This is a genomic window from Pseudomonas sp. RHF3.3-3, from assembly GCF_048069595.1.
Taxonomy (GTDB): domain Bacteria; phylum Pseudomonadota; class Gammaproteobacteria; order Pseudomonadales; family Pseudomonadaceae; genus Aquipseudomonas; species Aquipseudomonas fuscovaginae_B.
The window spans coordinates 1,870,503-1,884,941 of sequence record NZ_CP182250.1 but is presented as its reverse complement, the minus strand read 5'-3'; the positions used below and the strand labels follow the sequence as shown (position 1 = coordinate 1,884,941).

The window sequence follows — 14,439 nt, the reverse complement described above, 5'->3', positions numbered from 1 at the left end:
GCCCGCCAGCGCTGGCTAGGATCGGCCCACATGCCGATCATGTGCCAGACTTCACGCCTGACAAGGAATGCACCGCTGCCAACGCCACTGGACACCCGTCACCAGGTCGAAACCCCGGAGGGTATCGACCTGCCCCTGCGCCCGGCCGGCCTGCCGGCGCGGGCGGTCGCCTTCGCCATCGACCTGGGCGTCCGTGGCGTGATCCTCGGGGTGCTGCTGTCGGTCCTGGCGCTGCTGGACAAGCTGGGCGCCGGACTCGGCTCGATCCTGCTGTTCCTGGTCAGTTGGTGGTACATGGTGCTGTTCGAAGTGCTCAACCAGGGCCGTTCGCCCGGCAAGCAACTGATGGGGCTGCGGGTGGTGCACGACGACGGTACGCCGATCGGCTGGTCCGCCTCGCTGACCCGCAACCTGCTGCGCTTCGTCGACATGCTGCCGTTCGGCTACTGCCTGGGCGCACTCAGTTGCCTGCAGCACCCGGCGTTCAAGCGCCTCGGTGACCTGGCCGGCGGCACCCTGGTGATCTACCGCGAACAGGCGTTGAAACGCCCCAGCCTGCCTGATGCCATGCCACGCACCGCGGCATTCGCCCTGCGCCTGCACGAGCAGCGGGCCCTGCTGAGCTTTGCCGAGCGCCAGGGCGAACTGTCCGCCGAGCGGGTCGAGGAACTGGCCAGCCTGCTGGCCCCGGTACTGCGGGTGCCACCGTCGCTGGCGGTGAGCGAGCTGAACGGCATTGCCCGCGGCCTGTTGGGGCCGACATGAAACAGGGTCTGTTCGAAAGCCGCCACCAGCCCGAGTGGCAACGTTTCGGCGAGCTGCTCGAGCAACTCGAGCGCGGCAAGGCCAAGGCCGATGCGAGCACGGAGTTTCCCACAGCCTATCGGCGGCTGTGCCATCAACTGGCCCTGGCCCGGGAACGCGGCTACAGCAGTCACCTGGTCGACCCGCTGCAGCAACTGGCCCTGCGCGGGCACCAGCAACTCTACCGGCATCGCAGCCGCCTGGGCGGCCAGTTGCTGGGCTTCGTCCTTGCCGATTTTCCCCGACTGGTGCGCCAGCAATGGCCGTTCGTCCTGGCGGCCTGCCTGCTGTTCTTCGGCAGCCTGCTGCTGACCGGCGTACTGGTCTACCTGTTCCCGGACCTGGTCTATAGCGTCGTCAGCCCGCAGCAGGTCGCCGACATGCAGAGCATGTACGATCCCGACGCCAGCCGACTGGGTCGCACCGCCGCCCGGGCCTCCAGCGAGGACTGGGCGATGTTCGGCTACTACATCATGAACAACATCGGCATTGCCTTCCAGACCTTCGCCGGCGGCCTGCTGTTCGGCCTCGGCAGCCTGTTCTTCCTGCTGTTCAATGGCCTGACGATCGGCGCAGTGGCCGGCCACCTGACCCAGATCGGTTTCGGTCAGACCTTCTGGTCCTTCGTCATCGGCCATGGTGCCTTCGAGCTGACCGCCATCGCCCTGGCCGGCGCTGCCGGGCTGCAACTGGGCTGGTCGCTGCTGGCGCCAGGCCGCCTGCCCCGCGGCGAAGCCCTGCGCCTGGCGGCGAAAAGCAGTATTCGCCTGGTTGCCGGGGTCATCCTGTTCCTGCTGATCGCCGCCTTCATCGAAGCCTACTGGTCCTCCCTGACCCGGCCGACGAACACGGTGAAGTACCTGGTGGGCGGCGGCCTGTGGCTGCTGGTCGGCGGCTATCTGCTCTGCGCCGGACGGAACCGCCATGCGCCTGACTGACGCCAGCGTCGCGATCCGCCCGCGCAGCACCTGGGAGGCCATGGACCTGGGCATCCTGCTCGCACGGCAACACCGTGGCCTGCTGATGATCAGTTGGGCGATCGTCACCCTGCCGGTCTTCGCCCTGCTCAGCCTGCTGTTCTGGGAACACCCGTCGATTGCCCTACTGCTGTTCTGGTGGCTCAAGCCGGCCTTCGAACGCTTGCCGCTGCACATCCTGTCCAGGGCGCTGTTCGGCGACACCCCGACTTTGAAACAGGCGCTGCAGGCCTGGCCCCGACTGCTCAAGCCGCAACTGCTGGCGAGCCTGACCTGGCGCCGCCTGAGCATGAGCCGCAGCTTCACCCTGCCCGTGCAGCAGCTCGAAGGGCTCGGCGGCGAGGCCCGCCAGCAACGCCTGCGCGTCCTGCTGCCCCAGGCGAGCCGTGGCGCCCACTGGCTGACGCTGATCGGCGTGCATCTGGAAACGGTGCTGTGGATCGGCTGCATGGCACTCTTCTATCTCTTGCTGCCGCGCCAGGTCGAACTCGACTGGGACTGGCAGAAAGTGGTGTTCGCCGCCCAATTCGACTGGTGGTGGCTGGAGCACCTGACCAATCTGTTCTACGCCCTGGTGCTGATTGCCTGGGAGCCGGTCTACGTCGCCTGCGGCTTCAGCCTCTACCTGAACCGGCGCACCGTGCTGGAGGCCTGGGACATCGAGCTGATCTTCCGCCAACTGCGCCAGCGACTGGCACCGGCCATTGCCAGCCTGATGATCGGCGGCCTGCTGCTGATCGGCAGTCCGAGCCCGAGCCTGGCCGCCGAACCGCCAGCACCGAACAGTCCGCGCCTGCTGCAACAACCGCTGAGCAGTCAGCAGGCCCATGACTCGATCACCCGGTTGCTGGACGCGCCCCCCTTCAGGAACCGGGAAACCATCACCCGCTGGCTATTGGCGCAACCTCCCGAAGAACCACACCCCAAGGCGGCTCCCGGCTGGCTGCAGAGCCTGCTTGGCCTGCTCGACAGCCACACTTTCGGCCGACTCGCCGATGGCCTGTCGGTGCTGCTCTGGGGCACGGTATTCGGCCTGACCGCCTGGCTGCTCTGGCGTTACCGCGACTGGCTGCAGACCTTCGTCAGCCGCCGCCCGAAGCCACCGGCCAAACCACGGGGCGATGCCCCGGCGCAGTTGTTCGGTCTCGAACTGGGCGTCGACAGCCTGCCCGAGGACATCGCCGCCAGCGCCGAAGCGCTCTGGCCCAGCCAGCCACGCGAGGCCATGAGCCTGCTCTATCGCGGCCTGCTGAGCCGCCTGCTGCATGATTTCCAACTGCCGCTGAAAAGCGCCGACACCGAGGGCCAGGTCCTGGCACGGGTCGCGCAACTGCAGCAACCGGCACTCCAGGCCTTCAGCCAGCAACTCACCGACCACTGGCAGAATCTCGCCTACGGCCACCACCTGCCGCCGCCTCACCTGCAACAGCAGTTGTGCAACGGCTGGCGCGTGCTGTTCGGCCCGCAGGTGCGCCCATGAAGCGCCGCTCCTGGTTGCTCGGCACCGGACTGATCGGCGGCCTGCTGCTCGGCCTGGGCCTGTACGTCTATCACCGGGTGGAACCCCATGAGGTGGTCATCGACCATGGCCCCTCGCCCGAGGCCCGCGCCTATCCCTATCTCGCCGCGGAAAGCTTTCTGCGCGAGCGGGGTCTCGCGGTCAGCCATGCCAACGATCTGCGCATCCTGCCGGACCTCAAGCCGCGCCACCACACCCTGATGCTGCTGGGCGATCGCTCGGACATGACCCCACGCCAGGCCGACCAGTTGCTCAACTGGGCACGGGCCGGAGGGCGCCTGCTGTTCGTCGCCCAAGCGCTGTGGGACCCGAAACTGGGACGCAGCGGCGACCTGCTGCTGGACCGTGTGCAACTGCGCCAGACCCTGAGCCGGGACCTCAAGGGCGACGGACCGGAACCCGAAGACCCGTACTACCCGAAACTGACCCGCATGTACCTTGAGGATGAAGAAGCCCCCGCCTACTTCAGCTTCGACACCGCCTTCCATCTGTCCGATCCGAAGAACCTGGTGCAATCCTGGGCCAACAGCGCCACCTCCACCCATCTGATGCAGATGAATTACGGCCTGGGCTCGGTCACCGTACTGACCGACGCAGACCTCTGGACCAACGCCGCCATCGGCCGCTACGACAACGCCTGGCTGCTCTGGTACCTGGCTCAGGACAGTGCCGTCACCCTGCTGTTCAACACCGCCCACGACAGTCTGTTCAGCCTGCTGCTGCGCTACTTCCCCCAGGCGCTGACGGCCCTCGCCGCGCTGATTGCCTTGTGGCTGTGGCATGTCGGCCTGCGTCATGGCCCCTTGCAGGCGCCGGCACCGAAAGCTCGTCGACAATTGCAGGAACACCTGCGGGCCAGCGCCGACTTCCTGTTGCGCCGCAGTGGCCAGCAGGCGTTGCTGCGGGTCCTGCAACAGGACATCCTGCGCCGTGCCCGCAGGCGCCACCCCGGTTTCGAACGACTGGCCGTCGCCGACCAGTGGCAGGTACTCGCCCGCCTGACCCGCCAACCCACCAGCGCCATCAGCCAGGCCTTGCGCCCGCGGCCGAAACAGCGACTGTCCAGCGCCGACTTCAGCCGCCAGGTCGCCCACCTGCAAACTCTCAGGAATGCCCTATGAGCGAACATCCAACGGAACCGTCGACCCCGGTCGACGCCGAAGCCCATGCCCTGCAGCAGCGCCACCGCGCCAGCCAACTGGTCCAGGCCGTGCGCCATGAGCTGCGCAAGGCCCTGATCGGCCAGGACGCGGTGATCGACGATGTGCTCACCGCGCTGATCGCCGGTGGCCACGTCCTGCTCGAAGGCGTTCCCGGACTCGGCAAGACCCTGCTGGTGCGCGCACTGGCCCGCTGTTTCGGCGGCGAGTTCGCGCGCATCCAGTTCACCCCGGACCTGATGCCCAGCGACGTCACCGGCCACGCGGTCTACGACCTGCAGACCGAACAGTTCAAGCTGCGCAAGGGGCCGCTGTTCACCAACCTGCTGCTGGCGGACGAGATCAACCGGGCCCCGGCGAAAACCCAGGCGGCGTTGCTCGAAGCCATGCAGGAGCGCCAGGTCACCCTGGAGGGACGCGCACTGCCCATCGCCCAGCCGTTCATGGTGCTGGCGACGCAGAACCCGATCGAACAGGAAGGCACCTACCCGTTGCCCGAGGCCGAACTGGACCGTTTCATGCTCAAGCTGCGCATGGACTACCCCGATGCCGAGCAGGAACTGGAGATGGTCCGCCAGGTCGCCCGCTCGACCAGGGCCGACATGCTCGACGTGCAGCCGCTGCGCACCGTGCTGCAGGCCAAGGACGTGCTGGTCGTGCAACGTATTGCCAGCGACCTGCCGCTGGACGGGCAGGTCCTCGACTATGCCGTGCGCCTGGCCCGCGCCACCCGCAGCTGGCCCGGCCTGACCCTTGGCGCCGGCCCCCGCGCCTCGATCGCCCTGGTGCGCGGCGCCCGTGCCCGCGCCCTGTTGCGCGGTGGCGAGTTCGTGATCCCGGACGATGTGAAGGGCTGTGCCCTGGCCGTCTTGCGCCATCGGGTGCGTATCGCTGCGGAACTGGACATAGAAGGCCTGTCGGTCGAACAGGTGCTGCGGCAACTGCTCGACCAGGTCCCGGCACCACGCCTGTGAGCAGGCACCCGCGATGAAACCGTCACGACTGCTGCTGACCTGGCTGGGCGTGCTGCTCGGGCTCGGCATCCTGCTCGGCTCGCTCAAGGCACTCGCCGTCGAACTGCCGGAAAGTCTCGACTCGATTGGCTGGGGACTGCTGCTGGCGCTGTTGCTGCTGGCTTCGCTCGATGCCGCGCGGCTGCGGCGCCTGCCGTCACCACGCCTGTTACGGCAGGTACCCGGCAGCCTGGCGCTGGGCCGCTGGGGCGAGATCCGCATCGAGCTGCAGCACGATTATCCGCAGGCACTGCGGCTGCAGGTCTTCGACCACGTCCCCGAGGGCCTGGGCTTCGAGCACCTGCCGCAGTCCATCGTCCTGCGGCCGGGGGAAAAGGGCGAGCTGGGCTACCGCGTGCGCCCCGTACGCCGTGGGCATTTCACCTTCGAACGCTGCGAAATCCAGCTGCCGAGCCCGCTGGGGCTCTGGTCCGGGCGGCGTTATCTGGCGCTCGATGACGCCACCCGGGTCTACCCGGATTTCGCCCGTCTCTACGGCGCACGCCTGCTGGCGGTGGACAACTGGCTCAGCCAGCTCGGGGTGCGCCAACGCCAGCGCCGCGGACTGGGCCTGGAATTCAATCAGTTGCGCGAATTCCGCGAGGGTGACAGCCTGCGCCAGATCGACTGGAAGGCCACCGCCCGGCAACGCACGCCGATTGCCCGCGAATATCAGGATGAGCGCGATCAGCAGATCATCTTCATGCTCGATTGCGGCCGCCGGATGCGCAGCCAGGATGGCGAACTGGCGCATTTCGACCACGCGCTCAATGCCTGCCTGCTGCTCAGCCATGTCGCCTTGCGCCAGGGCGATGCGGTCGGCCTGAGCACCTTTGCCGGCGACCAGCCGCGCTTCCTCGCGCCGGTCAAGGGCCAGGGCCAGCTCAACCTGCTGCTCAATGCCGTCTACGACCTGGACAGCAGCCAGCGCCCGGCGGATTACCAGGCGGCGGTGAGTCAGGTCCTGGCCCGACAGAAACGCCGGGCTCTGGTGGTGCTGATCACCAACCTGCGTGATGAGGACGACGAGGAGTTGCTGACGGCGGTCAAGCGCCTGGGTCGCCAGCATCGCGTGCTGGTGGCCAGCCTGCGCGAGGAAATCCTCGACCAGCTATGCCAGAACCCGGTGCAGACGCTGGACGAGGCCCTCGCCTACTGCGGCACGGTCGATTACCTCAATGCCCGCGCCCACCTGCATGAGCGGCTGAACGCTCACGGCGTACCGGTGCTCGATGCCCGCCCGGGCGAGCTCGGTGCCGAACTGGTCAGCCGCTATCTGAGCTGGAAAAAGGCCGGCACCCTCTAGGCTATGTACGAGATCGCTTGAAACTTGGTTATGCGGCGTTAAAAACCGGCTCGGAATGCTCATTGACAACCAGTCAAGTCGGGCGCGACCCCGGGCGTTCCTCGCCGGTTTTTGCCTTGCCTAACCTGCGTTTCAAACAATTTCGTACACAGCCTAAGGCCGGGCCTGGGCATCGAGGCCACTAGGCCGAGGCCTCCAACGGATAGAAGCTGAAGTAGTGCTGCAACGCCTCCACCAGCTTGTAATACGCCTCGGGCGGCTCGTGCAGAACGAAACCGGAGTCGTAATAACACGGCGTCGCCTCTTCATGCGACCACAGGCATCGGGCGTTCAGGTCAATGAGCTGAACAGTGTCGTCGGGACCGGGAAGTTTCAATTGCAGTTCGAAGTCGGCATTCACCAGCAATGGCAACTGGCTGATCAACATCAGCCCCTTGTCGGAAACATTGCCCAGATAGCCAATGGGCCTGTCGGTGAAACGGTTGAACACCCTGAGGAAGTACGGCAATTGGTGCCGCTCGATTCGACGCTCGGTAGGCATGTTGATAATCGCTATACAAGACCATTCAGCATGGCCGCGCTAGTGCTTCGGAGCAGGACTGGCCGCCCCGCTCTCCCTTGGCCTCGGCGCGACGACAGCCCTGTGCTGCGTCACAAACCTCTACCGAGCCATGGTTTTCAACTCAAACGAATTGATAAAACTGAAACCATACACCCGAACTTTAGCTGAAAGCTGGCAGAGAGCCAGTTCATATTTCATTTGTCATCACAACGGTGCCGGCCGCGGCTGGGCGGGCACGGCCGCGTCAGTATGCCCCAGCTGGCGCAACGTCTCCAGGCGGGCCTGGGCGCGGTAGGCATACTCGCTGTACGGGTACTGGGTAATGATGAAACGATAGGTCTGCACCGCATCGACGAACAGTTTCTGGCGTTCCAGGCACTGGCCGCGCAACATCGAGACTTCCGGCTGCACATAAGGCCGGGTACGGCTTTCGCGATCCACCTGGGACAACTGCAGCATCACGTCTTCACAGTTGCCACGATCGTAGGACCGATAGGCATTGTTCAGGTGGCTGTTCATCGACCAGCGGGTGCAACCGACGACACTGGCTGCCAAGACTAAAACGAGCAAAATGCGCATGGGTATCTCCTGTTCTTGGCAGTGTATCGACCCGTTGGCGAAAATCTTCAGCATGTTCGCCAAACAACATATCCGAAAAAAACTTCTTCGCTGAAAAGTAGTGCAAATGAACAATGACTACAGCACGGGACCATAGTAGCCTCTTGTTGCGCTTGAACTCAGGAGTCTCTGCATGTCCGTTCGTCGTACAAAAATCGTCGCCACACTGGGCCCGGCCAGCAACTCGCCGGAAGTTCTGGAACAGCTGATCCTGGCTGGCCTGGACGTCGCCCGCCTGAACTTTTCCCACGGCACCCCCGACGAGCACAAGGCTCGCGCCAAGCTGGTCCGCGATCTCGCCGCCAAGCACGGGCGCTTCGTCGCGCTCCTGGGTGACCTGCAGGGTCCCAAGATCCGTATCGCCAAATTCGCCAACAAGCGTATCGAGCTCAAGATCGGTGATCAATTCACCTTCTCCACCAGCCATCCGCTGACCGAAGGCAACCAGCAGGTCGTCGGCATCGACTACCCGGACCTGGTCAAGGACTGCGGTGTAGGTGACGAACTGCTGCTCGACGACGGTCGCGTGGTCATGCGCGTCGATACCGCCACCGACACCGAACTGCGTTGCATCGTCACCGTCGGTGGCCCGCTGTCGGACCACAAGGGTATCAACCGTCGTGGCGGTGGCCTGACCGCTCCGGCCCTGACCGACAAGGACAAGGCCGACATCAAGCTGGCTGCCGAAATGGAAGTGGACTACCTCGCGGTGTCCTTCCCCCGTGACGCCGCCGACATGGAATACGCCCGCAAGCTGCGCGACGAAGCCGGCGGTACCGCCTGGCTGGTGGCGAAGATCGAGCGTGCCGAAGCCGTGGCCGACGACGAAACCCTCGACGGCCTGATCCAGGCCAGCGACGCGGTCATGGTTGCTCGTGGCGACCTCGGCGTGGAAATCGGCGACGCCGAGCTGGTGGGCATCCAGAAGAAGATCATCCTGCACGCACGCCGCCACAACAAGGCGGTGATCGTCGCGACCCAGATGATGGAGTCGATGATCCAGAACCCGATGCCGACCCGCGCCGAAGTGTCCGATGTTGCCAACGCCGTGCTGGACTACACCGACGCCGTCATGCTGTCGGCCGAGAGTGCCGCCGGTGCCTATCCGCTCGAAGCGGTACAGGCCATGGCGCGTATCTGTGCCGGTGCGGAAAAGCACCCGACCAGCAAGACCTCCAGCCACCGCATCGGCAAGGTCTTCGAACGCTGCGACCAGAGCATCGCCCTGGCGGCCATGTACACGGCCAACCACTTCCCGGGCGTCAAGGCGATCATCGCCCTGACCGAAAGCGGCTACACGCCGTTGATCATGTCGCGGATCCGTTCCTCCGTACCGATCTACGCGTTCTCCCCGCACCGTGAAACCCAGGCGCGCGCGGCGCTGTTCCGGGGTGTCTACACCGTACCGTTCGATCCGGCATCGCTGCCGCCCGAGCAGGTCAGCCAGGCGGCGGTCGACGAGCTGCTCAAGCGCGGCGTGGTCGAACAGGGCGACTGGGTGATCCTGACCAAGGGCGACAGCTACCACACCATCGGTGGCACCAACGGCATGAAGATCCTGCACGTCGGCGACCCGCTGGTCTGATTGACCTCTCGCTGCACCAAAGCCTCGCCGCATTCTGCCGCGAGGCTTTTTAATGCCTGGAAAATGACGCACTGCAGGCTTTTGCTATTTCTCCTGTGCTGCCGATCCTGATCGGGCCTCATGCAGCCCAGGCGTCAGGCAGAACTGACCAGGCAAGGCCGGCACCCGGCATCAGCGCCTGGCCAGGAATCCCGAAAGCGCTGCAATCGCTTCAGGCGAACGCAGGCGCTGGACGAACAGCTTGCCCTCGGCCTCCACCACCTGGCGCAACTGCTCGCGATCCGGTGACTTCATCAACGCCTTGCTGACCTGCACCGCCGACGGCGCCAACTGCTCGAAACGCAAGGCGGCTTCCCTGGCCTTGAGCAAGGCCTCGGCCCCGCTCGGCAAGGCCGCCGTCGCCAGCCCCCAGGCCGCCGCCTGTTCCCCGCTGAAACCTTCGCCCAGCAGCAGCAACTCGGTAGCCTTGGCATGCCCGACCAGGCGTGGCAACAGCAGGCTGGAACCGAACTCGGGGCACAGCCCGAGATTGACGAAGGGCATGCGCAAGCGGGCATCGGCGCTGACATAGACCAGATCGCAATGCAGCAGCAGGGTCGTGCCGATCCCCACTGCGGGCCCTGCCACGGCAGCGACCACCGGCTTGCGGCAATCGAGCAGGTTGCGCATGAAATGGAAGACCGGGCTGTCGAGATCGCTGGGCGGCTCCTCGAGGAAGTCGGCGATATCGTTGCCACTGGTGAAGCACTCGTCGCTACCACGAATCAGCACCGCCCTGACCGCCGGGTCCTCGTCGGCCAGTTGCAGGGCCTGGCCCAATTGACCGTACATGGCTCGGGTCAGGGCATTCTTCTTGTCGGCACGGTTCAGGCGCAGGGTCAGCAGGCCACCTTCGCGCTCTATCACAATCGCGTCAGTCATCTCGGCTCTCTTGTCATGGGCTCCACGTTCGCGCAAAGCAGGTTCCGCCCAACAGGGACTCAACCACGTGGCAGGAACACATCCGCCAACAGCTGGTTGCGCGGCAATCCGGCCAGGTACAGACGCCGGGCAAAGGCCTCGACACTGCTGGGGGCACCACAGAGTAGAGCCAGGGTCTGTCGGGAGACAAGCCGCAGTTTGGCCAGAAACTCCGGCAGTTCGGCAGCACTCAGGCATTCGACCGTGAGAGGGGCGTGGCTTGCCGCCAGCGCGGTCAGTTCGGCAGCCAGGTAGTGCTCAGTGCTGTCATGGGCCAGGTGTACCAGACGAATCGGTCCCTCATGCCCCTGGCGCAACGCCTCGCGCAGTACGCCCCACAATGGCCCCAGGCCGGTACCGGCCGCCAGCAGCCAGAGCGGCCTGGCGTGCCAGTCGGGATCATAGTGCAGGGCACCACCACGCAACTCGCCGAGACGAATCGCCTCTCCCTGGCTGAACCCCCGGGCCGCATCGCAGAACTCGCCGGGCTGACGGCAATCGAGGTGGAACTCCAGGCAGCGATCCTCCTGCGGCAGGCTCGCCAGCGAGTAGGGACGTGCCACCCCCTGCGCCGTCCACAACACCAGATGCTGGCCGGCGCGATAACGCAAAGGCCGCTCCGGCAGGACGCGCAGACGCAATACCGTCGGGCTCACCCAGTCGAGCCCGGCAATATGGGCCAGGGCACCGTCGCGCAGCGGGTCGAACACTTCCAGGCACAAGTCCTCATGCACCTGGCACTGACAGGCCAGGCGCCAGCCACGTTCACGCTGCTCGGCCCCCAGGGCATCGGGCTGACGGTCCTGCGGCTCGCCCTGCAGGCAGTGCACCAGGCAGGCATGGCAACTCCCGGCACGGCAGCTGTAGGGAACCCTGACGCCGGCCTGGTTCAGGGCATCGAGCAGATTGCTGCCCGCCGCCACCGACCAGGCCCGCTCACCGACCCGCAACTCAGGCATCGCTGAACTCCCAGGCGGCACAACAACGATTGCGCCCATCCCGCTTGGCGCGATAGAGCGCCTGGTCGGCGCTCTGCAGGGCATCGTCGAGATCGTCGTCCTCACTGACCAGGGTCATGCCCACCGACAGGCTCAGGTTGCCGACCGCCAGTCCGACCAGTTCGACCTGGGTGAAGGCCAGGCGCAGGCGCTCGCAACAGGCCGTCAGGCGGTCGGGATCGGCATTGGGCAGCAGCAGCACGAATTCTTCGCCACCGTAGCGCGCCAGCACATCACCCTCGCGCACGCAGGCCCCGGCCACCCCGGCAAAGGCCTGCAACACCTGGTCGCCGGCCGCATGCCCGTGCACATCATTGATGCGCTTGAAATGATCGAGATCGATCAGCGCCAGGCCATGCACCGTGCCCGGCTCCATCAACTCCAGCTCACGGGACGCCAGGCGCAGGAAATGCCGTCGGTTGTACAGGCCGGTCAGTTCGTCGGTGGCCACCAGGTCTTCCAGCTGGCGCATCATGCCGCGCAAGGTGTCCTGGTGAGCCTGCAGGGCGAACCGCCGCTGGCGCATGCGCAGGCGCGAGGCCTGCACGTAGCTCGCATACAGGCACAACCAGGCCAGCACCACGAACAGCACACCGACCTGCAAGGCCGCCAGCCCAGGGTCGGGCAGGCGGAACTGGTAGCCCTCCCAGAGGTTGAGCGCGGCAAAGCTGAAAAACACCAGCACCGCGCAACGCACGAATTTGCGACGCGGCAGATGAAACAGCCCGAACAGCAGAATCAGCGGGTAGAACACCAGGAAAGTGCCCCGGGCCTGCTCGAGGTTGGCCATCATCCAGGTTTGCCAGGCCAGCCCCAGCAATACCTGGAACTCGGTCAGGCTGGGATCGCGAAAACGCAGGTTGCGGCCGCTGAAGAACAGCCAGCCGAGCACACCCTGGCTGGCGACCACCAGGCCGGTGGTGACCAGGCCCTGGGTCACGCTGGCCCGGTAGTAACCGGCAAAAATCGCCGCCCAGACCAATAGCAATGCCAGCCCGTAGGTAGCGGCAGCCAGGGCGAAACGTTTGCGTAGAAGACTCTGTATGGCTTTATGGGTCAATCTATGACTCACCGTGCGCTGAGGGCTCATGGGACATCCTTCCCGTACAGGCCACTTGCCACTCTAGTGATCCGGATCAAAAATAACCATTCAATTTTCATAACTTGTACAGTTCTTGCTGTACCTGGACGCACGTGCCGATCCCCCACCCGACCATGGTTTGACCACTGACGGATGTGTCCGGCTGCTGGCCGGGTTATACTGCCGCGCCGTTTTTGTGCCGGCCCCGCGTGCCCGGCCCGCCTCAAAAGATGTTTTCGACAGACCAGATGCAAAAAGGTCGCAAACACCTTACTTAAATGTTCCCGTCTTCATAGAGGAGCGCGACCCATGACCGTGATCAAGCAAGACGACCTGATACAGAGCGTTGCTGACGCCCTTCAGTTCATTTCCTACTACCATCCCGTGGATTTCATCCAGGCCATGCATGAGGCCTACCTGCGGGAAGAGTCGCCAGCCGCCCGTGACTCCATGGCGCAGATCCTGATCAACTCGCGCATGTGCGCCACCGGCCACCGGCCGATCTGCCAGGACACCGGTATTGTCACCGTGTTCGTCCGCGTCGGCATGGACGTGCGCTGGGATGGCGCCACCATGAGCCTGGACGACATGATCAACGAAGGCGTGCGTCGCGCTTACAACCTGCCGGAAAACGTCCTGCGCGCCTCGATCCTGGCCGACCCGGCCGGCAGCCGCAAGAACACCAAGGACAACACCCCCGCGGTCATCCACTACTCCATCGTCCCGGGCAACACCGTGGAAGTGGACGTGGCGGCCAAGGGCGGCGGCTCCGAGAACAAGTCGAAGATGGCCATGCTCAACCCGTCCGACTCGATCGTCGACTGGGTGCTCAAGACCGTTCCGACCATGGGCGCCGGCTGGTGCCCACCGGGCATGCTCGGCATCGGCATCGGCGGTACCGCCGAGAAGGCCGCGGTGATGGCCAAGGAAGTGTTGATGGAATCCATCGACATCCACGAACTCAAGACCCGCGGCCCGCAGAACCGCATCGAGGAACTGCGCCTGGAACTGTTCGAGAAGGTCAACCAGCTGGGCATCGGCGCCCAGGGCCTGGGCGGCCTGACCACCGTGCTCGACGTGAAGATCATGGACTACCCGACCCACGCCGCCTCTCTGCCGGTGTGCATGATCCCCAACTGTGCCGCCACCCGTCACGCGCACTTCGTGCTCGACGGTTCCGGCCCGGCCGCCCTGGAAGCGCCTCCGCTGGACGCCTACCCGGAAATCGTCTGGGAAGCCGGCCCGTCGGCTCGTCGCGTCAACCTCGACACCCTGACGCCGGAAGAAGTGCAAAGCTGGAAACCGGGCGAAACCGTGCTGCTCAACGGCAAGATGCTCACCGGTCGCGACGCCGCGCACAAGCGCATGGTCGAAATGCTCAACAAGGGCGAAACCCTGCCGGTGGACCTCAAGGGCCGCTTCATCTACTACGTCGGCCCGGTTGATCCGGTGCGCGAGGAAGTCGTCGGCCCAGCCGGTCCGACCACCGCCACCCGCATGGACAAGTTCACCCGGCAGATCCTCGAGCAGACCGGCCTGCTGGGCATGATCGGCAAGTCCGAGCGTGGCCCGACCGCCATCGAGGCGATCAAGGAGCACAAGGCCGTCTACCTGATGGCCGTGGGTGGCGCCGCCTACCTGGTGGCCCAGGCGATCAAGAAGTCCAAGGTCGTCGCCTTTGCCGAACTGGGCATGGAAGCGATCTACGAGTTCGAGGTCAAGGACATGCCGGTGACCGTCGCCGTCGATGCCAAGGGCGAGTCGGTGCACATCACCGGCCCGGCGATCTGGCAGAAGAAGATCAGCGACAGCCTGGCGGTGGAAGTGCAGTAAGCGCTTTCGCTACAGGTGCAGTG

At 65.2% G+C, this 14,439-nt stretch carries 13 protein-coding genes; 8 read left to right on the top strand and 5 right to left on the bottom strand.

What is annotated here, in order from left to right:
* The first annotated feature begins 39 nt into the window (after positions 1–39).
* Genes ACMGT0_RS08575 through ACMGT0_RS08550 form a run of 6 tightly spaced genes read left to right on the top strand, consistent with a single transcriptional unit; the run spans position 40 to position 6,779 of the window.
* Complete coding sequence (locus ACMGT0_RS08575) at positions 40–765, top strand: RDD family protein (RefSeq protein WP_054064103.1); 726 nt, start codon at positions 40–42, stop codon at positions 763–765.
* A complete protein-coding gene (locus ACMGT0_RS08570) occupies positions 762–1,742 on the top strand; it encodes a stage II sporulation protein M (protein WP_416772214.1) in 981 nt (326 codons plus the stop codon). The genes ACMGT0_RS08575 and ACMGT0_RS08570 overlap by 4 nt, the downstream gene beginning before the upstream one ends.
* Positions 1,729–3,261, top strand: coding sequence for a DUF4129 domain-containing protein (locus ACMGT0_RS08565; RefSeq protein ID WP_416772212.1), 1,533 nt, complete (start codon positions 1,729–1,731; stop codon positions 3,259–3,261). Before ACMGT0_RS08570 ends, ACMGT0_RS08565 begins: the two co-directional genes overlap by 14 nt.
* Positions 3,258–4,421 (top strand): DUF4350 domain-containing protein, encoded by a 1,164-nt coding sequence (locus ACMGT0_RS08560; protein WP_416772210.1) that lies wholly within the window; start codon positions 3,258–3,260, stop codon positions 4,419–4,421. Before ACMGT0_RS08565 ends, ACMGT0_RS08560 begins: the two co-directional genes overlap by 4 nt.
* Positions 4,418–5,434, top strand: a complete 1,017-nt coding sequence (locus tag ACMGT0_RS08555) for an AAA family ATPase (RefSeq protein ID WP_054063990.1) — start codon at positions 4,418–4,420, stop codon at positions 5,432–5,434. Before ACMGT0_RS08560 ends, ACMGT0_RS08555 begins: the two co-directional genes overlap by 4 nt.
* 13 nt (positions 5,435–5,447) lie before the next feature.
* Positions 5,448–6,779 carry a DUF58 domain-containing protein gene (locus tag ACMGT0_RS08550; RefSeq protein WP_416772208.1) on the top strand — a complete coding sequence of 444 codons (1,332 nt, stop codon included), beginning with the start codon at positions 5,448–5,450 and terminating at the stop codon, positions 6,777–6,779.
* 181 nt (positions 6,780–6,960) lie between these two features.
* Here ACMGT0_RS08550 and ACMGT0_RS08545 read toward each other — a convergent pair whose 3' ends face one another.
* Together ACMGT0_RS08545 and ACMGT0_RS08540 are read right to left on the bottom strand one after the other, a co-directional pair.
* Positions 6,961–7,320 (bottom strand): PilZ domain-containing protein, encoded by a 360-nt coding sequence (locus ACMGT0_RS08545; RefSeq protein ID WP_054057269.1) that lies wholly within the window; start codon positions 7,318–7,320, stop codon positions 6,961–6,963.
* 225 nt (positions 7,321–7,545) lie between these two features.
* Positions 7,546–7,920 carry a tetratricopeptide repeat protein gene (locus ACMGT0_RS08540; RefSeq protein ID WP_054057268.1) on the bottom strand — a complete coding sequence of 125 codons (375 nt, stop codon included), beginning with the start codon at positions 7,918–7,920 and terminating at the stop codon, positions 7,546–7,548.
* Between the two features lie 172 nt (positions 7,921–8,092).
* On the opposite strand from ACMGT0_RS08540, the gene pyk reads away from it, so the two are divergent.
* Positions 8,093–9,544: a pyruvate kinase gene (pyk, locus tag ACMGT0_RS08535; protein ID WP_054057267.1), complete on the top strand. Its 1,452-nt coding sequence runs from the start codon at positions 8,093–8,095 to the stop codon at positions 9,542–9,544.
* A gap of 171 nt (positions 9,545–9,715) precedes the next feature.
* On the opposite strand, the gene ACMGT0_RS08530 is transcribed toward pyk, so the two are convergent.
* The 3 genes from ACMGT0_RS08530 to ACMGT0_RS08520 are packed head-to-tail and all read right to left on the bottom strand — an operon-like array spanning position 9,716 to position 12,562.
* Positions 9,716–10,465: an enoyl-CoA hydratase-related protein gene (locus ACMGT0_RS08530; RefSeq protein WP_416772205.1), complete on the bottom strand. Its 750-nt coding sequence runs from the start codon at positions 10,463–10,465 to the stop codon at positions 9,716–9,718.
* A gap of 59 nt (positions 10,466–10,524) precedes the next feature.
* The gene (locus ACMGT0_RS08525) at positions 10,525–11,463 is read right to left on the bottom strand and encodes an iron-sulfur-binding ferredoxin reductase (RefSeq protein WP_054057265.1); all 939 of its coding nucleotides are present in this window, start codon (positions 11,461–11,463) and stop codon (positions 10,525–10,527) included.
* Positions 11,456–12,562 (bottom strand): sensor domain-containing diguanylate cyclase, encoded by a 1,107-nt coding sequence (locus ACMGT0_RS08520; protein WP_054057264.1) that lies wholly within the window; start codon positions 12,560–12,562, stop codon positions 11,456–11,458. Before ACMGT0_RS08520 ends, ACMGT0_RS08525 begins: the two co-directional genes overlap by 8 nt.
* Positions 12,563–12,892: 330 nt before the next feature.
* Between ACMGT0_RS08520 and ACMGT0_RS08515 the strand changes: the two genes are divergently transcribed.
* The gene (locus tag ACMGT0_RS08515) at positions 12,893–14,416 is read left to right on the top strand and encodes a fumarate hydratase (protein WP_416772202.1); all 1,524 of its coding nucleotides are present in this window, start codon (positions 12,893–12,895) and stop codon (positions 14,414–14,416) included.
* Positions 14,417–14,439 lie beyond the last annotated feature (23 nt).

Bases quoted from the DNA above. Each gene is read 5' to 3' on its own strand.
- ACMGT0_RS08575 (WP_054064103.1), top strand. From the start codon at position 40: ATGTGCCAGACTTCACGCCTGACAAGGAATGCACCGCTGCCAACGCCA.
- ACMGT0_RS08570 (WP_416772214.1), top strand. From the start codon at position 762: ATGAAACAGGGTCTGTTCGAAAGCCGCCACCAGCCCGAGTGGCAACGT.
- ACMGT0_RS08565 (WP_416772212.1), top strand. From the start codon at position 1,729: ATGCGCCTGACTGACGCCAGCGTCGCGATCCGCCCGCGCAGCACCTGG.
- ACMGT0_RS08560 (WP_416772210.1), top strand. From the start codon at position 3,258: ATGAAGCGCCGCTCCTGGTTGCTCGGCACCGGACTGATCGGCGGCCTG.
- ACMGT0_RS08555 (WP_054063990.1), top strand. From the start codon at position 4,418: ATGAGCGAACATCCAACGGAACCGTCGACCCCGGTCGACGCCGAAGCC.
- ACMGT0_RS08550 (WP_416772208.1), top strand. From the start codon at position 5,448: ATGAAACCGTCACGACTGCTGCTGACCTGGCTGGGCGTGCTGCTCGGG.
- ACMGT0_RS08545 (WP_054057269.1), bottom strand. From the start codon at position 7,320: ATGCCTACCGAGCGTCGAATCGAGCGGCACCAATTGCCGTACTTCCTC.
- ACMGT0_RS08540 (WP_054057268.1), bottom strand. From the start codon at position 7,920: ATGCGCATTTTGCTCGTTTTAGTCTTGGCAGCCAGTGTCGTCGGTTGC.
- pyk (WP_054057267.1), top strand. From the start codon at position 8,093: ATGTCCGTTCGTCGTACAAAAATCGTCGCCACACTGGGCCCGGCCAGC.
- ACMGT0_RS08530 (WP_416772205.1), bottom strand. From the start codon at position 10,465: ATGACTGACGCGATTGTGATAGAGCGCGAAGGTGGCCTGCTGACCCTG.
- ACMGT0_RS08525 (WP_054057265.1), bottom strand. From the start codon at position 11,463: ATGCCTGAGTTGCGGGTCGGTGAGCGGGCCTGGTCGGTGGCGGCGGGC.
- ACMGT0_RS08515 (WP_416772202.1), top strand. From the start codon at position 12,893: ATGACCGTGATCAAGCAAGACGACCTGATACAGAGCGTTGCTGACGCC.